We start from the raw sequence: 18,774 nt of genomic DNA, 5'->3' as shown, positions 1-18,774 counted from the left end.
CTCCAACGGATTCGTTAGAGACTTTATGGGCGCGGATCAGGGCCGGGGTATGGCCCTGAAACGCCAAGTTATGGGCGAAAAGGTGACGCCGCTCAAGTGATCTGACCGTGGCAGTGTTTGAACTTCTTGCCAGAGCCGCAGGGGCAGGGATCGTTCCGGCCCGGGTTGCCCCATGTGGACGGATCGTTCTCGTCAAAACCGGGGGCTGCGGCCTCGGCCTGTTCAGAGGCCTCATCTGCCGCTTCGCTCGCCGCAGCCTGCATCGCGGCCTGACGGGCGGCCATTTCCTGCATCATCTCGCGGCGCTGCTCTTCGCTCATCGGTTGGATCTGGCCCAGCTTTTGGGTCACGTCCTGCCGCAGACTGTCGAGCATCGTCTCGAACAATTGGAAGGCTTCGTTCTTATACTCGTTCAGCGGATCGCGCTGCGCGTAGCTGCGGAAGCCTACGACCGAACGCAGATGTTCGAGCGTCAGCAGGTGGTCGCGCCATTTGGTGTCGATGGCCTGCAACAACAACTGTTTCTCGATGTTGCGCATGTTCTCTTCGCCAAAGGCCTCGGCCTTCTTGGCCATTAGCTCATCCGTGGCTTTCATCAGACGTTCGCGGATCACCTCATCATCCACGCCGTCCTCTTCGCACCATGCGATGATCGGCACGTCGACGTTCAACTGTTCGATCACTGCGGCATAGAAACCTTGGGTGTCCCACTGATCGGCATAAGTCTTGGGCGGCATATAGGTGTCGATCAGATCGTCGATCACCTGCTCGCGCATGTCGGTGACGATCTCATTGAGGTTGTCCGCCTCCATGATCTCGCGGCGCTGGCCAAAGATCACCTTGCGCTGCTCGTTCATCACGTCATCGAACTTCAGCAGTTGCTTGCGGATGTCGAAGTTGCGGCCTTCGACCTTGGCCTGCGCGCGCTCCAGCGATTTGTTGACCCATGGGTGCACGATGGCTTCGCCATCTTTCAGGCCCAGCGTCGTCAGCACTTTCTCAAGCCGTTCCGAACCGAAGATGCGCATAAGGTCATCTTCGAGCGACAGGAAGAAAGAGGTGCGGCCCGGATCACCCTGACGGCCCGAACGGCCCCGCAACTGGTTGTCGATGCGGCGGCTCTCGTGACGCTCAGAAGCCAGAACGTAGAGACCACCAGCCTCCAGCACCTTCTGCTTCTCTTCGGCGTGCTGCGCTTCGATCTGGGCGCGGATGTTGGCCGGGTCGGCCTCAGGATCGGCATCCAGCGCGTCGAGCACTTTCAATTCGACGTTGCCGCCCAACTGAATATCGGTGCCGCGGCCCGCCATGTTGGTGGCGATGGTCACCGCGCCCAACTTGCCCGCTTCGGCAATGATCTGCGCCTCTTGCTCGTGCTGGCGGGCGTTGAGCACATTGTGCTCGATCCCGGCGGCGGTCAGCATGGCGCTGAGCTGTTCGGACTTTTCGATCGAAGTGGTGCCGACAAGGCAGGGCTGCCCCTTGGCGTGGGCCTCTTTGACCCGCTCGATCATCGCCTCGTATTTCTCACGCGCGGTGCGATAGACGGCGTCGTCTTCGTCCACACGGGCGATTGGCACGTTGGTCGGCACTTCGACCACACCGAGGCCATAGATCTCGGCGAATTCTTCGGCTTCGGTCAGGGCCGTGCCGGTCATGCCGCCCAGTTTGTCGTATAGGCGGAAGTAGTTCTGGAAAGTGACGCTTGCGAGGGTCACGTTCTCGGGCTGGATGTCGACGCCTTCTTTGGCCTCAATCGCTTGGTGCAGACCGTCCGACAGGCGGCGGCCCGGCATCATGCGGCCCGTAAATTCGTCGATCAACGTCACCGCGCCATCACGCACGATGTAGTCCTTGTCGCGCTGGAACAGCTTATGCGCGCGCAAACCTTGGTTGACGTGGTGCACGATTGTCGTGCTTTCGGGGTCGTAAAGGGTCATCCCCTCTTCGATCAATTCCCGCGCGCGCAACTGCTCTTCGAGGAACTCATTGCCCTCGTCGGTGAAGGTGACGTTGCGGGTCTTCTCGTCCAGCTCGAAATGCTCTTCGGTGAGCGACGGGATCAGCGCGTCGATGATCTGGTACATCTCGGAGCGGTCCTGCGAGGGGCCGGAGATGATCAGCGGCGTCCGCGCTTCGTCGATCAGGATACTGTCGACCTCGTCCACGATGGCAAAGTTATGGCCGCGTTGCAGCATGTCCGACAGGTTCGACTTCATATTGTCGCGCAGGTAGTCGAAGCCGAGTTCGTTGTTGGTGGCATAGGTGATGTCGCAGGCATAGGCCGCGCGCTTCTGGTCTTCGGGCATGCCGGAATAGGCGACGCCGGTGGTCAGACCGAGCGCGCCAAAGACCTTGCCCATCCATTCGGCGTCACGTTTGGCAAGGTATTCGTTCACCGTCACCACATGCACGCCTTTATGCGTAAGCCCGTTGAGGTAGGCCGCGAAGGTCGCGGTCAGGGTTTTGCCCTCACCGGTCTTTTGCTCGGCGATATTGCCCTGATGCAGGAAAATCCCGCCTAAAAGCTGGGTGTCGAAAGCACGCAGGCCAAGGGTGCGGCGGGCCGCTTCGCGGCAGTTGGCAAAGGCTTCGGGCAGCAGATCGTCAAGACTTTCGCCCGCATCGGCCCGTTTGGCCAACTCCTCGGTGCGCGTCTTGATCTCTTCGTCGCTCAGCTTTTCGAACTCAGGCTCCAGCGCGTTGATCCGAGCCACAAGCGGCCGGGTCGCCTTGATCTTCCGGTCGTTTGGCGTGCCAAAGACCTTTTTGGCGATTGTTCCGATACCCAGCATGTAATCTCCCGCCGAAGTTATGATGTCTTGCGCCGATCTGGTTGCCGAGCGCCATGGCAGCCCATAGATAGTGGATGAGCCCGCGCCTCTCAGCGCCATAAGGCGATGTAAGGGGCGTGCCATACACTGTCAATGTAGCAGCCCTGCTACGAAGGAAGCGATTGGACCCAACCATGCAAAAACCCCTCACATTTCTGTCGTCTTTGGCGCTTGCCGCCGCTGTGGCGCTGCCTGTGGCCGCCCAGGACGAACCGGGTCTCGACACGGTTGTTGCCACCGTCAACGACACCGAAATCACGCTTGGGCATATGATTGTCGCACGCGCGAGCCTGCCCCAGCAGTACCAACAACTGCCCGAAGATGTGCTGTTCAAAGGTCTTCTGGACCAGCTTGTGCAACAGACGGCCCTCGCCGACAGCTTTACCGGCGAATTGCCGCCGCGCGTGACCCTGTCGCTCGAGAATGAGACCCGCTCGCTCACCGCGGGTGAGGCGATCGAAGGCGTCATGGCCGAAGATGTCAGCGACGAAGAACTGCAAGCGGCTTATGACGCGCAATACAGCGATGCAGAGCCTGAACCCGAGTTCAACGCTTCGCATATCCTTGTCGAAACCAAGGAAGAAGCCGACGCGATCAAGGCAGAACTCGACGGCGGCGCGGATTTCGCCGAACTCGCCAAAGAGAAATCGACCGGCCCCTCCGGCCCCGGTGGCGGCTCCTTGGGGTGGTTCGGCCCCGGCATGATGGTTCCTGCCTTTGAAGAGGCCGTCGCTGGCATGGAAGCCGGCAGCGTGTCGGAACCGGTGGAAACCCAGTTCGGCTGGCATGTCATCAAGCTGAACGAGACGCGCACCGCCGAAGCCCCCGCACTGGAAGACGTGCGTGAAGAGCTGGAAACCCAAATCCGCCAGACCAACGTGCAAGAGGCCATCGAAAGCCTGACCGACTCCGCCGAGGTTGACCGCAGCGCGGCCGAAGGCGTCGACCCTTCCGTTCTCAACAACATCGAATGGCTGAACTAACTCATGGCTAAATCCCTGGCTGTCTCGCCGCTCGCCCCGGCCCGTTTTCCCGAACTGCCGGTTATCGACGGCGTGACCTTCGCCACCATCGCCGCAGGCGTGCGCTATCAAGGGCGCACCGATGTGATGTTGGCGAAACTGGCGCCGGGCAGCGCCGTGGCGGGGGCGTTCACACGTTCCGCCACCCGCGCCGCCCCGGTGCTGGATTGCCAGGCAAAAATCGGCGGCGCCTCGGACGAAGGCGCCGCCATCGTCGTGAACTCGGGCAACGCCAATGCCTTTACTGGGCGGGGCGGCACCGACGCGGTCGAAGCGATCACCGCCGCCGCTGCCGAGGCCTGCGGCGTGCCGCAAGCGCGGGTCTTCACCTCCTCCACCGGTGTCATCGGCGAACCCCTCCCACATGAACGGATCACCGCCGTGCTGGGTGATCTCCATGCCCAGCTTGACCCCGCAGGCATCGAAGACGCGGCGCGCGCCATCATGACGACGGACACTTTCCCCAAAGGGGCCAGCGCTACGGTTGAGATCGGGGGCAAAACCGTGTCTATCGCGGGGATCGCCAAAGGGTCGGGCATGATCGCGCCCGATATGGCCACCATGCTGGTCTATATCTTTACCGATGCGGTGCTGGCGACGGACGAGCTGCAACAGCGCCTTTCGACCCATACCGAGACAACGTTCAACTGCATTACTGTCGACAGTGATACCTCCACCTCCGACGCGCTGATCATGGCCGCAACAGGCGCCTCCGGTGTCGATGTATCGGGCAATGAAGCCTTCGACGCGGCGCTGCGGGACGTGATGATGGACCTCGCGCATCAGGTCGTCAAAGACGGCGAAGGCGCGCAGAAATTCGTCGAAGTGGCCGTAACCGGTGCCTCCAACGATGACGAAGCCAAAATCCACGCCATGGCCATCGCCAACTCCCCCCTGATCAAAACCGCAATCGCGGGCGAAGACCCCAACTGGGGCCGCGTCGTCATGGCCATCGGGAAATCCGGGGCCGCGGCGGACCGTGATCGTCTGTCGATCCGTTTCGGCGATATCGAAGTCGCGCGCGACGGATGGCGCAGCCCAGACTACTGCGAAGAGGATGCCGCCGCGCATATGAAGGGTCAGAACATCACCATCGGCGTCGATCTGGGCCTTGGCGAGGGGCAGTGCACGGTTTGGACCTGTGACCTGACCCACGGCTATATCGACATCAACGCCGATTATCGGTCCTGACCAGATGAAGACAGTGCTGGTTTCCGCCGCGGCCTTGATCGACATCGATGGCCGCGTGCTTTTGACCCAACGCCCCGAAGGCAAGCCGATGGCGGGCCTTTGGGAGTTTCCGGGCGGCAAGATCGAACCCGGAGAGACGCCAGAAGCGGCGCTGATCCGCGAGTTGCATGAGGAACTGGGGATCGAGACATGGGAATCCTGTCTTGCCCCGCTGACCTTTGCCAGCCACAGCTACAGTGATTTCCACCTTCTGATGCCGCTGTTCGCCTGTCGCAAATGGGGCGGCACACCGGTTTCCCGCGAGGGGCAGACCCTGAAATGGGTGCGCCCGAACGAAATGCGCGCCTATCCGATGCCCGAGGCAGACGTGCCGCTTATATCAATATTGCGTGATTGGCTCTAGCGTAGAGTGGCAGAATTGCACTAGTGATCGCCAATCGCTCAGCATGTTGCGGATTTTTTAACCGAATGCGCACCATCCTGAGGCAGAGTTGTAACATCTGTATGAAAGGGTGCCGACATGTTGAGAACCATCGCAATCGGAAGTTCCATTTACGTTCAGGGTATCTTTGTAAAAATGTTGGCGGGCGGTCGCATGGCCGTTCAGGTCGACGGGAAGATTTTCGAAGGCAAGCCTGTCTGAAAAATCTCATCGGAACGCCTATTGAGGTGAACAAATAGGCGTTCCACCGCGTTTTTCCCCGAGCATTTGGCAGGGGAACTTATGTCATCGAAGCGCGCTATCGTCATTCTGAACCGCGGTTCAGGCCGTCAAGACGGTGACCAAGCCGAAAACACGATCCGCTCCGCCTTTGCGCGGCATGGGATCACGGCAGAATTCATTCATACCGACAAACGCAACGACCCTGCTAGCGCAGCGCGCGAAGCCCTGTCTAGCGGCGAGGGGATCATTGCCGTCGCGGGCGGGGATGGCACGATCTCGGGCGTTTCCTCGGCCATGGTAGACCACGACCGTCCGCTCGGCATCATCCCGCAGGGCACCTTCAACTATTTCGCGCGGTCGATGGGTATTCCAGAGAACCTTGAAGAGGCGGTCGACGTCATCGCCGCTGGCGACAGTCGCCCGGTGCATGTGGCGACGATCAACGGTGAGACCTTTTTGAACAACGCCAGCATCGGCGCCTATCCCGCGATCCTCAAGACACGCGAAGGCATCTACCGCCGTTGGGGACGCAGCCGGATCGCCGCCTATTGGTCGGTGATCAAAGCCTTGATGGATTTCCGCACCTCGCTCAAACTGACTATCGTGGTCGACGGGAAAGAGAGCCAGTTGCGCACCCCGCTGGTTTTCGCGGTGAACAACGCGTTTCAACTGGATCAAATGGGGCTTGATGGGCAGGACTGCATCGCGCGCGGCGATATGGTGCTGCTGGTCGCCCCTGACACCTATCGTTTCGGCCTGCTGCGCCATGCGGTGGCGTTGGCGACAGGTCGCGCGAAACACCACACGGACTACGAAATGCTCTGCGGGTCCGAGATTGAGATACGCATGAAGCAACGCAAGCGCTATGTCGCGCGGGACGGAGAGATTGCGGTAATGCGCGGCCCGTATCGGCTCACTCGTGCCAGTTCGCCCATTCATATCTTTATACCCTCCACGACCGGGAAGACCGTGCGATGAGCCGTTTGATCCACCTATCCGACCTGCACTTCGGCAAGGACCGCCCCGACCTTCTGGTGCCGCTCCTAGAGGCGGTGAATGGCTATGACCCCGATCTGGTGATCATCTCGGGCGACCTGACTCAACGGGCGCGGGAAAAAGAGTATCGCGCCGCGCGGGCCTTTATCGACCGGATCAACGCACCGGTGCTGAGCGTGCCGGGCAATCACGATATTCCGCTGCACCGCCCCTTTACCCGGTTTTTCGCCCCGTGGCGCTATTACCGGCGTTGGATCGATCACGACCTTACGCCAGTGCATGAGGGGGCGGATTTTGTCGCCGTGGGGATCAACACCGTTGATCGGTTCAAATGGCAGACCGGCAAACTGGGCCTGCGCCGTTTAGGCCGCGCCTGCCGCGCCCTGTCACGCGGGGGGGAAAAGACCCTGCGCATTGCGGTTTGCCACCATCCGCTGGATCACCCCAATGAGACCCACAAGAAGCCCATTCCCGGCGCGAAACGCGCGCTGAAGCGGCTCTTGGACTGCGGCGCCGACTTGATCCTCTCGGGGCATCTACATATTTGGCACGCAGGCACCTTTGCCCATCCAGCGCCTGAGCATGACGGTCATCTGGCAATCCAACTGCACGCGGGAACCAGCCTGTCTTCGCGCCAGCGGGGGGAGCCGAATGATTTCAACCTGATCGATATCTCGCCCCTACACGTCAATCTGGCGCGGATCAGTTTCGATGACAGCAAGAAGGCCTTCACAAAAGCAGAGGCCCGGCAATTCGACCGGGCCTCTGGAGAATTCATCTTGTAAGCGCTTGGCTTAGGCCAAGGTGCGCGTCACTTCTTCGCGCTCGAAAATCTCGATCACATCGCCGGGGCGGATGTCTTCGTAGTTCTCGAATGCCATGCCGCATTCCTGACCGGACTGAACCTCGGGCACTTCGTCTTTGAAGCGCTTGAGCGTTTTCAGCGTGCCTTCGTGGATCACGACGTTGTCGCGCAGCAAACGCACACCGGCGCTGCGGCGGGCGACGCCTTCGGTAACCAGACAGCCTGCGACTTTGCCCACACCAGTGACTTTGAAGACTTCTTTGATATTGGCGTAGCCAATGAAGTTCTCTTTGATCTCGGCGCTCAGCAGGCCGCTTGCGGCCGCTTTCACGTCATCCACAAGGTCATAGATGACCGAGTAGTAGCGGATTTCGACACCCTTCTGGTTCGCCGTGTTCCGAGCTGAGGCATTGGCACGCACGTTGAAGCCCATGATCGGCGCGCCGGAGGCTTCGGCAAGGCCGACATCCGTCTCGGTGATCGCGCCCACACCGGAGTGCAGAACCCGAACGCGGACTTCGTCGTTGCCGATCTTCTCCATCGCCTGAACGATCGCTTCAGCGGAGCCTTGAACGTCGGCTTTGACCAAGATCGGCAGCTCGCTGACGTTCTCGTCCGCCTTGGCGTTGGCCATCAGCTGTTCCAGCGTCGTGGCGGCACCGGCAGCGGCGCGTTTGTCCTTGGCGGCCTGCGCACGATACTCGGCAATCTCACGGGCCTGCGCTTCGGTCTCGGTCACGTTCAGCACGTCACCGGCCTCGGGCGTGCCGTTGATGCCCAGCACCTCAACCGGCACCGAAGGCCCGGCTTCTTTGACGCGCTCGCCTTGGTCGTTGATCAGCGCACGAACCTTACCGTACTGCTCACCCACGACGAAGATATCGCCCTGACGCAGCGTGCCGTTCTGAACCAGCACAGTCGCCACGGGGCCGCGGCCCACGTCAAGCTGCGCTTCGATCACCGCACCCACGGCGGCCCGGTTCGGGTTCGCCTTGAGTTCGAGGATTTCCGACTGCAGCGCGATGGCTTCGAGCAGATCGTCCAGACCTTGGCCTGTCGCTGCCGAAACTTCGACGTCTTGCACATCGCCCGACATCTTCTCGACGATGACTTCGTGCTGAAGCAGATCGGTACGGACCTTGTCGGCATTGGCGGCGGGTTTGTCGATCTTGTTGATTGCCACGATCATCGGCACCTTGGCCGCTTTCGCGTGGGCAATCGCTTCGATCGTCTGCGGCATCACGGCGTCATCCGCCGCGACCACCAGAACCACGATATCCGTCACCTGAGCCCCGCGCGAACGCATGGAGGTGAAGGCCGCGTGACCCGGCGTGTCGAGGAAGGACAGCACGGTGCCGTTGTCGGTTTTCACCTGATAGGCGCCGATGTGCTGCGTGATGCCACCGGCTTCGCCCGCCACAACCTTGGCGTTGCGGATCGCGTCCAGAAGCGAGGTTTTGCCGTGGTCGACGTGGCCCATGATCGTGATGACCGGGGGACGCGATTGCAGGTCCTTCGGATCGTCCTCGACCTCTTTGATGACATCTTCGACGTCGGCGTCGGAAACGCGCACCACTTTGTGGCCGAATTCCTCGATGATCAGCTCGGCTGTATCGGCGTCGATGGTTTCGTTCTGGGTTACCATCAGGCCGTTTTGCATCAGCGCCTTGACCACCGCGCCGGTCTTCTCTGCCATACGGTTGGCAAGTTCAGAGACCACGATAGCGGGCGGCAGTTGCACGTCGCGCACGATCTTTTCACGCTCGACCTGACCACCCATCGCTTTTTGACGCGCACGTTCTTGCTTGCGCTTCATCTGCGCCATGGAGCGCTGACGACCACCTTCGCCACCGGCAAGCGCCTGATTGACGGTCAGCTTGCCCGCGCGGCGGCTGTCGCCACCTTTATTGCGCTTCTTGCTGTCGTCGCGGTCACGGTCCGTGGTTTTGCGCGGTGTCGCGGCGGGCGCAGGTTTGTTGCCCGGCTCGCGTGCAGCGGCGGGTTCGGGCGTGGGCGCAGCAGCGGCCGCTTCGGCCTCTGCCTTGCGACGGGCGTCTTCTTCGGCCTTGGCTTTGAGGCTTTCTTCGCGCTCACGCTCTTCGCGTTCCTTGGCCTCAATCTCGGCCCGGCGACGCTCACGCTCTTCGGCGCGGGCTTTTTCCTCGGCTTCACGCTGCGCGGCTTCCTCGGCCTCACGGGCCTTGGCGGCCTGAACGGCCTTCAGACGGCGCTCCATCTCGGCATCGGTGATGCCTGCGGGGCGCTTCTTGGGATCGCCAATCGGCCCGGCGCCCGGACCTGTTGATTTCTGGCCACCCGGTTTGGGCACCACAACACGCTTGCGCTTGGTTTCGACCACAACGTTTTTGGTACGCCCGTGGCTAAAGCTTTGCTTTACGTTCCCCGGACGTGCGCCACCGCGCAGACCCAATGTTTTCTTGCCGTCACTATCGCTCATGAAGCTCGTCTATCCTTTCGGATGGCCGTTGCCACCCTCGTTTACGCGCACGCCTTTAAGTCTACCGGCTTCCTCTACAACACGTTGCGTGAGTCCACCAGAGGCGAGCGCCCCATGTATCACAGTTTGGCGACCGAATGCCAAACCCAATTCATCGGCTGTCAACCAACCGATGTAATGACCATAGTGTGGGGTGCTCAGCTTGGACTTGCCGCGCCCTGACCCGTCTACGGCCTGTATCAATACTTCGGCCTCTTCGGTTTGCAACCAACCCTTGACCTTTTCGTAACCGGCGACCGCCTTGCCCGCCTTGCGCTGGAGCGAGATCAACTCCACCACCCGCCGCGCCAACTGCTGCTCGACCTCGTCGACCAGCCCGTCGGGCAGGGTGACCGGCTGTTTCGCCGAGCGGGAAAAGGCCTTTTTCTTGATGGCCAATTCCAGCGCCGCACGATCCGCCGCGACATAGATGCCCCGGCCCGGCAGTTTACCTAGAATATCCGGGTAAACCTGATTGTCCGGGCCGACCACGAAACGGATCAACCCGTGTTTCGGCTGCACCTCGCCCGTGGCGATGCACTTGCGTTCCGCACCGTCTGAGCGGTCATTCGAGGCGCCACCGCGTCCCATGTGCAACCCCCGAGGCCCGCTTAGGCCTCGGCCTCCTCGGCGGTTTCGCCGTCTGTTTCTACGTCGTCTTCTTCCGCATCGCCCTCAAGCTCGGTCGGGTCGACCCAGCCCAGCATGACGCGGGCGGTCATGATCATGGCCTGCGCATCTTCGAGGCTCACATCGAAGGGCTCAAGCGCGCCGTCGTCTTTGACACGCTCGCCGTTGACCGTGGTCCAGCCGCCAGCCAGTTCCCAATCGGCACAGGTGGCGAAATCTTCCAGCGTTTTGACGTCGTCCTTGGCCAGCGCTTCTATCATTTGGGGGGTCAGCCCCTCAAATTCAACCAGGCTGTCTTCGACACCCAATGCGCGGGCGTTATCGAGCGCCGCTTTGTTCTGCGCTTCGAGCACGTCGCGGGCGCGGGCCTGCAACTCACCCGCCGTGTCTTCGTCTACACCGTCGATGACCAGCAACTCGTCGACTTCGACGTAGGCCACTTCTTCGAGGTTGGTGAAACCTTCGGAGACCAGAAGCTGGGCGAAGAATTCGTCGAGATCGAGGTTGTCCATGAACAGCTTGGTGCGCAGTTCGAACTCGGCCTGACGGCGCTGGCTTTCCTGCTCTTCGGTCATGATGTCGATGTCGAGACCGGTCAACTGGCTAGCAAGACGCACGTTCTGACCACGGCGGCCAATGGCGAGCGACAGTTGCTCTTCAGGCACGACGACTTCGATCTTACCGGCTTCTTCGTCCAGAACCACTTTCGACACTTCAGCAGGCTGAAGCGCGTTCACAAGGAAGGTGGGCTGGTCTTCGTTCCACGGAATGATGTCGATTTTCTCGCCCTGAAGCTCGTTCACCACGGCCTGCACGCGGCTGCCGCGCATACCGACGCAGGCACCGACTGGGTCGATGGAACCGTCATGCGAGATAACGGCGATCTTGGCGCGCGAGCCGGGGTCGCGGGCAACCGCTTTGATCTCGATGATGCCGTCGTAGATTTCCGGCACTTCCATTTTGAACAACTCGGCCATGAATTCAGGCGCGGTGCGGCTCAGGAAAATCTGCGGGCCGCGCTGCTCGCGGCGCACGTCTTTGATGTAGACGCGGATGCGGTCGTTCGGGCGATAGCTTTCGCGGCCAATCTTCTCGTTCCGGCGCAGGATCGCTTCGCCAGCGCCCACGTCGACGATGACGTTGCCATATTCCTCGCGCTTGACCAGACCGTTGATGATGGTCCCGGCGCGGTCTTTGAATTCTTCGTACTGGCGGTCACGCTCAGCTTCGCGGACCTTTTGCAAGATGACCTGCTTGGCCGACTGCGCCGCGATGCGGCCCATTTCAACCGGAGGCACTTCCTCGACGAAAGTGTCGCCAACCTTGGGGTCGGCCATGTACTGCTTGGCCTGCTCTACGGTGAACTCGGCCTGATAGTTCTCAAGCTCATCATCCTCGACCACGGTGCGGACGCGGGTGAAGGTGGCCTTGCCGGTCTTGCGGTCGATGTCCACCCGGATGTCCATCTCGGCGCCGTAGCGAGACTTGGCGGCACGGGCGAGGGATTCTTCCATCGCTTCGACGACCAGACCAGGGTCGATCATCTTCTCGCGCGCCACCGCCTCGGCGGTTTGCAACAGCTCAAGCTGGTTTGCAGATGTAATGGCCATTAGGTGTCTCCCTCAGCAGACTCTTCAGTCTCGATATCATCAAAATCGGTTTCGTCGATCGCACCAGACGCTTTGCGCTGGCGGAGCATTTCCTTGATCAGGTCGTCGGTCAGCACCAGCTTGGCATCGCTGAGCCAGTCGAACTGCAACCCGATGGTGCCTTCTTCGACATTGATCAGCACTTCGCCGGCCTCGACGCCAGCCAACTCACCCTTGAAGCGGCGGCGGCCGTCAATCAGTTCGGTCGTCTCGATCTTGGCCTCATAGCCTTCGAAAGCGTCGAAATCCTTAAGCCGCGTCAGCGGGCGGTCGATGCCGGGGCTCGAGACCTCAAGCGAATATTCGTCCAAGATCGGGTCTTCGACATCCAGCACGGCGCCGATGGCCTGCGAGATCTTGGCGCATTCATCCACTTCGATCCCGCCCTCGGGCCGGTCGGCCATGACTTGCAGGGTGGTGGACTTGCCCGACATCAGGCGCACGCGCACCAGTTCAAAACCCATATCCTCGATCACCGGAGTGATGATCTCGGCCAGGCGGCGGTCGATGGCGGCTTTGGCGATCAGGTCATTCGACATGAGACATCCATTTTCACTGGGCACAAAAAAACGGGCGCGCGGCCCGTTCACGAATTCGGTGGAGCCTTCGGTGTGGACCCGAAAGCGCCGCTGTTGAAGGGGATATAGGCCGAATGCGGCGAAACTGCAACCCCTCTCAGCCGAACCACCACCGCTCTGGCGCGCGCAGGTTGTCCATCGGCGCTTGGCGTCCGGGGTTCGGCGGCTGGCGCAGATCGCCCGACAATGCGCTGACCCCGCCTGTGCTATCGGCCTGAAGCGTCACATCCCCCCGGTCGCGGTAGCGGGGCCGCGCCGGTAAATCCGCTGCATCAACAAGCCCTTCGCTCAGTGCCTGCGCCCGCACGTCACGAGCGGGGATCGACACAAGCTCAACCGTATCGAACCACCCGGCGGTGCCGTCCTTGTAATGCGTCTCTACCCGCTCGGCCAAAACCTGACGCCCGGCGGAAAAGCGCCGCAGACGGTAAAGCCCGGTGCCGATCCCGGCCTCGGGGGCATGGGCGGGGCGGATCACATAGCGCGATTGCGCGAGCAGCAGCGGCAGGTCGGGATTCGCCGCTGCCAATGAGACTTGCACTTGCAGTTCATCCTGAACCGCGACCTCGGCCCCGGTCAGCACGGATTGCAGACTGGCCACAACATCGCGGGCGGTCAGCGGACTGCCGTCGTGAAAACGCACATCGGGGCGCAGATCGAATTGCCACTGCCGCGCGCCTTCGCTGGCTTGCCAGCCAGTCGCCAACTCACCCTTGAGGATGCCATTGCCTGTGACTTCGGTCAGCGTGTCAAAAATCATCCCCTGCCGCGCGACCTGCATGAACAGCCCGTCGCCTTTGACCCAAGTGTCGTCACGCGTAGCACCCGAAAGCGCCAGCCGCAAACGGCCCCCGCGCCGGGGCGGCTCCCCCGCGCTGGCACCTGTCGCGGCCAACAGGGCCGCCGCCGCACCGGTGGTGAAAAGCGCCCGGCGATCCAGCAAAGAGTTGCGCCCGCTCATCGCTGCCCGATCCTATCCATCGTGCGCACCAATTCGGCACTGATCCCCGGCTCCGACAAGGCGTGGCCCGCATCCCGGATCATCCGCAGGTCGGCATTAGGCCAGCGTTCGGCCAGCGCATAGGCCCCCGCAGGCGGGCAGATCATGTCATAGCGCCCCTGCACGATGACCCCCGGGATATGCGCGATCCGCCCCATATGTTCGAGGATCTGACCGTCGAACTCCAAAAAGCCATTGTTGGTGAAATAATGGTTCTCCAACCGCGAAAAGGCCCGCGCATAGGCCGATGGCCCGCCATGCGACACCCCATCGGAATGTACCGAGGCCAGCGCGTTCTCCCAAGCGGCCCATGCGCGGCCATAGTCCTGCTCGACCCGCAGATCGCCCGAGAACAGCCGCCGGTGATAAGCCGCGATCAGATCGTCCCGCTCATCTTCGGGGATCAGGTTCACGAAACGCGCCCACAGTTCGGGCCAGAACCGCCCGGCCCCACCGCCGTAAAACCAATCAAGCTCGGCCTGCGTCATCAGAAAGACGCCGCGCAGGATCAGATGGCGCACCGCTTCGGGGTGCGCTTGGGCATAGATCAGCGAAAGCGTCGCGCCCCAAGAGCCGCCAAAAACCATCCATTTGTCGATGCCAAGCGTGGTGCGAATCAGCTCGATATCGGCGACCAGATGCCATGTCGTGTTGTCCGTGACCGACGCATGCGGGGTGGAGCGCCCGCATCCGCGCTGATCGAACAGCACCACACGGTAGACCTTGGGGTCGAAATACCGCCGCATCGCCGGGCTGCAACCACCGCCGGGGCCGCCATGCAGCACGACAACGGGGATGCCATCGGGGTTGCCACATTGCTCGACATAGACCTGATGCCCTTGCCCTACGGACAGCATCCGCTGGTCGAAAGGCTCAACCGGCGGATAAAGATGCGGCGCGCCGCGTTTTTGGTCGGGATACTTGTCCATTGCCGCCCTATATAGTCATTGAACCCAAAAGAGCACAGGGAGATCAGAATGCAAGCGGATCAATCAACCATCGACCCCGCCGAGATCGCCAAATTCGAAGCCATGGCCGCCGAATGGTGGGATCTGAACGGCAAGTTCAAGCCGCTGCACATGCTGAACCCCTGCCGGTTGGACTATATCACCAGCCAGATCGCGGGGGAGTTTGACCGCGACCTGACGGGCTCTGCCCCTTTCGCGGGGCTGCGGATCCTCGACATCGGCTGCGGCGGCGGGTTGCTGTCCGAACCGATGGCGCGGCTTGGGGCCGAAGTGGTGGGCGCGGATGCGGCGGCGGGGAATATCCCCGTGGCGCAGATTCACGCGCAGCAATCGGGGCTAGAGATCGACTACCGCCACACCACCGCCGAAGACATGGCCGATGCCGGTGAGAAATTCGACGTGGTGCTGAACATGGAGGTGGTCGAACATGTCGCCTCTCCCATCGACTATCTGATCGCTTGTCGCCGCCTGCTGAAACCCGGCGGGCTGCACATCTGTTCGACCCTGAACCGCAATCCAAAGTCCTTTATGATGGCGATTGTCGGGGCCGAGCATGTGATGCGCTGGCTGCCCAAGGGCACCCATGACTGGAACAAGTTCATCACCCCCGATGAGCTTTTCGACCTGCTGAGCCGCGCCGGGCTGGAGCCGGTGGATCGCAAAGGTTTCGTCTTTAACCCCGTCGCGTGGTCGTGGCGGCTATCGGATCGGGATCTGAGCGTGAACTACGTGACCGCCAGCCTTAATCCGGGCCTCAACCCTGGCTCAACTGACGTCTGAGCGCGCGCAGGATCGGGAGCGTGGCGCGGACCTGTTCTTCGCCAAGCTCCCCCACCACGTTCGAGATCATCGGCGTGATCGCATTCACCGCCGCATCCCGCGCCTGCCGCCCGGCGGGGCTGATCGCGACCATCTTGCGCCGCGCGTCGTCCCAATCGGGGCGGATATGAACGTAACCGGCCCATTCGAGTTTGCTCAGCGTGTTGGTCATCGCCCCGCGCGTGACGTTGAAGGTCTCGGCCAGTTGCGCGGGCGAGCGTTCGCCGCCATGCCACGAAAGCGAGTTCAGCACCGAGAAATGCGAGATCTCCATCCCCCGCGGCAACACCCGTGTCAGGCGACTGCGCACCGATTGGTCGGCGGCCAGCAATTCTCCGAACAACATGATCGCAAGGGTGTTTTTATCGTCGGTCATTTTCGGTCCGGTCAGGGCGCGGCAAAGGGGCGGCGGTTGGCAAGGCTGGGCACTTTGGCGCGGGCCTTGTCACATTCTTCCATTTCCATGTCACAAAAGTAAACGCCGGGGGCTGTCCCGGCATCCAACACCACCTCCCCCCAAGGGGCCACGACCAGTGAATGCCCATAGGTGTCGCGGGTCTTATGCGCGGCGCTGGCATGGGTGCCCGTCTGGGCCGGGGCCAGCACATAGCAGCCGTTCTCGATCGCCCGCGCCCTCAGCAGAGTGTGCCAATGCGCGGCCCCGGTGACCGGAGAGAAGGCCGCTGGCATGGTCAGGATGCGCGCGCCCGCCTCGGCCAACGCTTGATAGAGCGCCGGAAAACGCATGTCATAGCAGATCGACATGCCGATCTTGCCAAAAGGCGTCTCGGCCACCACGGCTTTGTCGCCGGGGCGATAGCCCGCGGACTCGCGGTAGCTTTCGGTCTCGTTGATATCCACGTCGAACATATGGATCTTGTCATAGCGCGCGACGATCTCCCCCTGCGGGGAAATCAGGAAAGACCGGTTGGCAAAGCGCCCGTCCCCCCCGCGCGTTTTCAGACCGAGCGAGCCGATCAGCAGCCAGATGCCCGCCTTCGCCGCCTCTTCGCGCAGGGCCGCGAGGGTGGCGTCGTCTTCCTCATAGGCCAACACCGACTGTTGATGGCTGCGGCTGGTGCTGACGCAATTCGTCACCTCGGGGGTCAGGACAAACTCGGCCCCGCCCTCCACCGCCTCGCGCAGCAGGGCGCGGGTCTCGATCAAGTTGACGGCGGGGTCGTCCGAGACGTTGAGTTGCAGCAGCGCGATTTTCATCTGTCTTGCAGCAGCGCGTCGAGTTTGCCAGCACGGTCCAGCGCGTAAAGCTCATCACAGCCGCCCACATGCACGTCGCCGATGAAAATCTGCGGCACGGTGCGGGCACCGCCTGCCCGCTGGATCATCTCTTTCTTGCGCTCAGGCTCCGACAGCACGTCGACTTCGTCAAAAGCTGCGCCCTTCTGGGTGAGCAGACGTTTGGCGGAATGGCAAAAACCGCAGAGCGGCGACGTATAGATTTCGATAGGTTGCATAGGATCACCCTTTGAACAGTTAACGTTGCACAGTGATCTAGGTCTCTTTGGCCACGCGCGCCAGTGCCAGCACGAAAACGGGGCCGGATCCGGCGGCCAGACAGGCCTGCGTGCAGGCGGTCAATGTGGCGCCGGAGGTAAAGACATCGTCCACCAAGATCACCGGTCGCGTTATGATACGGTGCCGCCGCCGAGGATGCACGCGGATCGCCTGTTCCAACACGCGATACCGGGCTGCACGGCCCAAACCCTCCAACGAGGGCGTATGCCGGACCCGCTGCAACAGATCGGGGCACCAGCGGTGCCCGGTTTCCGCCGACAGCGCTTTGGCCAGCAGAGCCGATTGATTGTACCGCCGTTTTAGCAAGCGCAGCCAATGCAGCGGCACCGGCGCGATCAGCGCCTCTTGCGGCAGGATGCCTTGGGCCGCCTGCGCCATCCAGCGGGCCGCGGGGCGGGCGATCTCTTGCCGGTCGCTATGTTTCAGCGCCAGAACCAGCCTGCGCCCCATATCGCGGTAGATGAGCGCCGTGCGTCCCTGCGCCCAAGGCCGCGGCGTGGCAAGACAGGCATCACAATGGGGTGAACCCACATCCCCGCCGCCCGGCAGGGGCACGCCGCAGGCATCGCAAACCGTCCCGCCGATGAAGGCCGTGTCGCGCCAGCAAGCGCCGCAAAGCCCGAAATCCGCATCAACAAGCCCGCCGCAGCCCAGACAGCGCGGCGGGTAGATAAGCGACACTGCTGTTTGAAGTCCCCGTGGCGGCATTCTATGTGTTCCCCATGACAGCACAGCCCAACCTGACCGACCCCAAGGCCCTCGCCCAGCACCGCGCCCGCGCGACGGCGCGGGGCATGTTCCTGCAACAGGCAGCCGCCGATGAGGTTCAGGATCGGCTGAGTTTGGTTAAGAAAACGTTTACCGCACCGGCCATCGTGACCGGCTTCCCCCAAGTCTGGGCGGAGGCGCTCCCCAAGGCCCAGATCGTCCCCGAGGCCGAGGTGCTGTCACTGGAACCGCAGGCGCATGATCTGGTGATCCACGCCATGGGCCTGCATTGGGCGAATGACCCCATTGGCCAGTTGATCCAATGCCGCCGCGCGCTGCGTCCTGACGGGCTGTTGCAGGCGGTGGCGCTTGGCGGGCAAACCCTGCATGAGCTGCGCGCCTGCCTTGGTCAAGCCGAAGCCGAAGTGACCGGCGGCCTGTCGCCCCGCATCGCCCCGATGGGAGAGCTGCGCGATCTCGGGGCGCTGCTGCAACGCGCGGGGCTGGCCCTGCCCGTGGCCGATAGCCAACCGCTGACCGTGGAATATGATGACGCATGGGCCCTGATGCGCGACCTGCGCGAGATGGGAGAGACCAACGCCCTGCAAGCCCGCCTGCGCCGCCCCACGGGCCGCGCCGTGCTGACACGCGCGGCTGAGCTTTACGCCACGCATTTCACCGCCGCCTCGGGCCGGATCGTGGCGACTTTCGACATGATATTTCTTGCCGGATGGGCACCGGACGAAAGCCAGCAAAAGCCGCTCCGCCCCGGATCGGCGCAGCAACGGCTGGCAGATGCGCTGAATAGTCGCGAGGAACCCCTCCCCGATTGACCCAATCGGCAAAGCGGCTATCTCTGCGCGGATCACATGTGCGA

19 protein-coding genes are annotated in these 18,774 nt (G+C 62.1%); 8 read left to right on the top strand and 11 right to left on the bottom strand.

Annotation, left to right across the window (positions count from 1 at the left end; translation table 11 throughout):
* Positions 1-92: 92 nt before the first annotated feature.
* Complete coding sequence (gene secA, locus ACGYLO_RS02075) at positions 93-2,795, bottom strand: preprotein translocase subunit SecA (RefSeq protein WP_271688597.1); 2,703 nt, start codon at positions 2,793-2,795, stop codon at positions 93-95.
* A 173-nt stretch (positions 2,796-2,968) separates the two neighbouring features.
* Between secA and ACGYLO_RS02070 the strand changes: the two genes are divergently transcribed.
* The 6 genes from ACGYLO_RS02070 to ACGYLO_RS02045 all read left to right on the top strand — a co-directional run bounded on the left by ACGYLO_RS02070 (position 2,969) and on the right by ACGYLO_RS02045 (position 7,492).
* The gene (locus ACGYLO_RS02070) at positions 2,969-3,817 is read left to right on the top strand and encodes a peptidylprolyl isomerase (RefSeq protein WP_271688598.1); all 849 of its coding nucleotides are present in this window, start codon (positions 2,969-2,971) and stop codon (positions 3,815-3,817) included.
* Positions 3,818-3,820: 3 nt separating this feature from the next.
* On the top strand, positions 3,821-5,047 hold the full coding sequence (gene argJ, locus ACGYLO_RS02065; protein WP_271688599.1) for a bifunctional glutamate N-acetyltransferase/amino-acid acetyltransferase ArgJ: 1,227 nt from the start codon (positions 3,821-3,823) through the stop codon (positions 5,045-5,047).
* Between the two features lie 4 nt (positions 5,048-5,051).
* On the top strand, positions 5,052-5,450 hold the full coding sequence (gene mutT / locus ACGYLO_RS02060; RefSeq protein ID WP_067264286.1) for an 8-oxo-dGTP diphosphatase MutT: 399 nt from the start codon (positions 5,052-5,054) through the stop codon (positions 5,448-5,450).
* Between the two features lie 117 nt (positions 5,451-5,567).
* A complete protein-coding gene (locus tag ACGYLO_RS02055; protein WP_271688600.1) occupies positions 5,568-5,690 on the top strand; it encodes a hypothetical protein in 123 nt (40 codons plus the stop codon).
* Between the two features lie 81 nt (positions 5,691-5,771).
* On the top strand, positions 5,772-6,689 hold the full coding sequence (locus ACGYLO_RS02050) for a diacylglycerol kinase family protein (protein ID WP_271688601.1): 918 nt from the start codon (positions 5,772-5,774) through the stop codon (positions 6,687-6,689).
* Complete coding sequence (locus ACGYLO_RS02045) at positions 6,686-7,492, top strand: metallophosphoesterase (protein WP_271688602.1); 807 nt, start codon at positions 6,686-6,688, stop codon at positions 7,490-7,492. Before ACGYLO_RS02050 ends, ACGYLO_RS02045 begins: the two co-directional genes overlap by 4 nt.
* 9 nt (positions 7,493-7,501) lie before the next feature.
* On the opposite strand, the gene infB is transcribed toward ACGYLO_RS02045, so the two are convergent.
* The 6 genes from infB to pip form a co-directional block, all read right to left on the bottom strand.
* Positions 7,502-9,970 (bottom strand): translation initiation factor IF-2, encoded by a 2,469-nt coding sequence (gene infB, locus ACGYLO_RS02040; RefSeq protein WP_271688603.1) that lies wholly within the window; start codon positions 9,968-9,970, stop codon positions 7,502-7,504.
* Between the two features lie 9 nt (positions 9,971-9,979).
* Entirely contained in the window at positions 9,980-10,600 is a 621-nt protein-coding gene (locus ACGYLO_RS02035) for an RNA-binding protein (protein ID WP_271688604.1), read from the bottom strand.
* A gap of 20 nt (positions 10,601-10,620) precedes the next feature.
* Positions 10,621-12,249, bottom strand: a complete 1,629-nt coding sequence (nusA, locus tag ACGYLO_RS02030) for a transcription termination factor NusA (protein ID WP_271688605.1) — start codon at positions 12,247-12,249, stop codon at positions 10,621-10,623.
* Positions 12,249-12,827, bottom strand: coding sequence for a ribosome maturation factor RimP (gene rimP, locus ACGYLO_RS02025; protein WP_271688606.1), 579 nt, complete (start codon positions 12,825-12,827; stop codon positions 12,249-12,251). The genes nusA and rimP overlap by 1 nt, the downstream gene beginning before the upstream one ends.
* A gap of 136 nt (positions 12,828-12,963) precedes the next feature.
* Positions 12,964-13,827: an ABC transporter substrate-binding protein gene (locus tag ACGYLO_RS02020; RefSeq protein ID WP_271688607.1), complete on the bottom strand. Its 864-nt coding sequence runs from the start codon at positions 13,825-13,827 to the stop codon at positions 12,964-12,966.
* Positions 13,824-14,795, bottom strand: a complete 972-nt coding sequence (pip, locus tag ACGYLO_RS02015) for a prolyl aminopeptidase (RefSeq protein WP_271688608.1) — start codon at positions 14,793-14,795, stop codon at positions 13,824-13,826. Before pip ends, ACGYLO_RS02020 begins: the two co-directional genes overlap by 4 nt.
* Before the next feature lie 48 nt (positions 14,796-14,843).
* Here pip and ubiG point away from each other — a divergent pair, with 48 nt between their 5' ends.
* On the top strand, positions 14,844-15,614 hold the full coding sequence (gene ubiG, locus ACGYLO_RS02010) for a bifunctional 2-polyprenyl-6-hydroxyphenol methylase/3-demethylubiquinol 3-O-methyltransferase UbiG (RefSeq protein ID WP_271688609.1): 771 nt from the start codon (positions 14,844-14,846) through the stop codon (positions 15,612-15,614).
* Here the strand turns inward: ubiG and ACGYLO_RS02005 are convergent.
* Genes ACGYLO_RS02005 through ACGYLO_RS01990 form a run of 4 tightly spaced genes read right to left on the bottom strand, consistent with a single transcriptional unit; the run spans position 15,589 to position 17,897 of the window.
* Complete coding sequence (locus ACGYLO_RS02005) at positions 15,589-16,029, bottom strand: MarR family winged helix-turn-helix transcriptional regulator (RefSeq protein ID WP_067265366.1); 441 nt, start codon at positions 16,027-16,029, stop codon at positions 15,589-15,591. The genes ubiG and ACGYLO_RS02005 overlap by 26 nt on opposite strands.
* Positions 16,030-16,040: 11 nt before the next feature.
* Positions 16,041-16,871: a carbon-nitrogen hydrolase family protein gene (locus tag ACGYLO_RS02000; protein ID WP_271688610.1), complete on the bottom strand. Its 831-nt coding sequence runs from the start codon at positions 16,869-16,871 to the stop codon at positions 16,041-16,043.
* Complete coding sequence (grxC, locus tag ACGYLO_RS01995; RefSeq protein ID WP_271688611.1) at positions 16,868-17,128, bottom strand: glutaredoxin 3; 261 nt, start codon at positions 17,126-17,128, stop codon at positions 16,868-16,870. The genes ACGYLO_RS02000 and grxC overlap by 4 nt, the downstream gene beginning before the upstream one ends.
* Before the next feature lie 37 nt (positions 17,129-17,165).
* Positions 17,166-17,897, bottom strand: a complete 732-nt coding sequence (locus ACGYLO_RS01990; RefSeq protein WP_271688612.1) for a ComF family protein — start codon at positions 17,895-17,897, stop codon at positions 17,166-17,168.
* Between the two features lie 14 nt (positions 17,898-17,911).
* Between ACGYLO_RS01990 and ACGYLO_RS01985 the strand changes: the two genes are divergently transcribed.
* Positions 17,912-18,730: a methyltransferase domain-containing protein gene (locus ACGYLO_RS01985; RefSeq protein WP_271688613.1), complete on the top strand. Its 819-nt coding sequence runs from the start codon at positions 17,912-17,914 to the stop codon at positions 18,728-18,730.
* Positions 18,731-18,774: the final 44 nt, after the last annotated feature.

The sequence above is a fragment of the Sulfitobacter sp. 1A13353 genome, from assembly GCF_043557255.1.
Classification (GTDB): Bacteria; Pseudomonadota; Alphaproteobacteria; order Rhodobacterales; family Rhodobacteraceae; genus Sulfitobacter; species Sulfitobacter faviae.
Note: the sequence above shows the minus strand (reverse complement) of the source record. Positions and strands in the feature narration are given on the sequence as shown.

What these genes read in the sequence shown, in the direction of transcription:
- mutT (WP_067264286.1), top strand. Translation starts at nt 5,052, where the DNA reads ATGAAGACAGTGCTGGTTTCCGCCGCGGCCTTGATCGACATCGATGGC.
- ACGYLO_RS01985 (WP_271688613.1), top strand. Translation starts at nt 17,912, where the DNA reads ATGACAGCACAGCCCAACCTGACCGACCCCAAGGCCCTCGCCCAGCAC.
- ACGYLO_RS02005 (WP_067265366.1), bottom strand. Translation starts at nt 16,029, where the DNA reads ATGACCGACGATAAAAACACCCTTGCGATCATGTTGTTCGGAGAATTG.
- ACGYLO_RS02045 (WP_271688602.1), top strand. Translation starts at nt 6,686, where the DNA reads ATGAGCCGTTTGATCCACCTATCCGACCTGCACTTCGGCAAGGACCGC.
- grxC (WP_271688611.1), bottom strand. Translation starts at nt 17,128, where the DNA reads ATGCAACCTATCGAAATCTATACGTCGCCGCTCTGCGGTTTTTGCCAT.
- ACGYLO_RS02070 (WP_271688598.1), top strand. Translation starts at nt 2,969, where the DNA reads ATGCAAAAACCCCTCACATTTCTGTCGTCTTTGGCGCTTGCCGCCGCT.
- infB (WP_271688603.1), bottom strand. Translation starts at nt 9,970, where the DNA reads ATGAGCGATAGTGACGGCAAGAAAACATTGGGTCTGCGCGGTGGCGCA.
- rimP (WP_271688606.1), bottom strand. Translation starts at nt 12,827, where the DNA reads ATGTCGAATGACCTGATCGCCAAAGCCGCCATCGACCGCCGCCTGGCC.
- ACGYLO_RS01990 (WP_271688612.1), bottom strand. Translation starts at nt 17,897, where the DNA reads ATGCCGCCACGGGGACTTCAAACAGCAGTGTCGCTTATCTACCCGCCG.
- ACGYLO_RS02050 (WP_271688601.1), top strand. Translation starts at nt 5,772, where the DNA reads ATGTCATCGAAGCGCGCTATCGTCATTCTGAACCGCGGTTCAGGCCGT.
- pip (WP_271688608.1), bottom strand. Translation starts at nt 14,795, where the DNA reads ATGGACAAGTATCCCGACCAAAAACGCGGCGCGCCGCATCTTTATCCG.
- ubiG (WP_271688609.1), top strand. Translation starts at nt 14,844, where the DNA reads ATGCAAGCGGATCAATCAACCATCGACCCCGCCGAGATCGCCAAATTC.
- ACGYLO_RS02020 (WP_271688607.1), bottom strand. Translation starts at nt 13,827, where the DNA reads ATGAGCGGGCGCAACTCTTTGCTGGATCGCCGGGCGCTTTTCACCACC.
- nusA (WP_271688605.1), bottom strand. Translation starts at nt 12,249, where the DNA reads ATGGCCATTACATCTGCAAACCAGCTTGAGCTGTTGCAAACCGCCGAG.
- ACGYLO_RS02055 (WP_271688600.1), top strand. Translation starts at nt 5,568, where the DNA reads ATGTTGAGAACCATCGCAATCGGAAGTTCCATTTACGTTCAGGGTATC.
- secA (WP_271688597.1), bottom strand. Translation starts at nt 2,795, where the DNA reads ATGCTGGGTATCGGAACAATCGCCAAAAAGGTCTTTGGCACGCCAAAC.
- ACGYLO_RS02035 (WP_271688604.1), bottom strand. Translation starts at nt 10,600, where the DNA reads ATGGGACGCGGTGGCGCCTCGAATGACCGCTCAGACGGTGCGGAACGC.
- argJ (WP_271688599.1), top strand. Translation starts at nt 3,821, where the DNA reads ATGGCTAAATCCCTGGCTGTCTCGCCGCTCGCCCCGGCCCGTTTTCCC.
- ACGYLO_RS02000 (WP_271688610.1), bottom strand. Translation starts at nt 16,871, where the DNA reads ATGAAAATCGCGCTGCTGCAACTCAACGTCTCGGACGACCCCGCCGTC.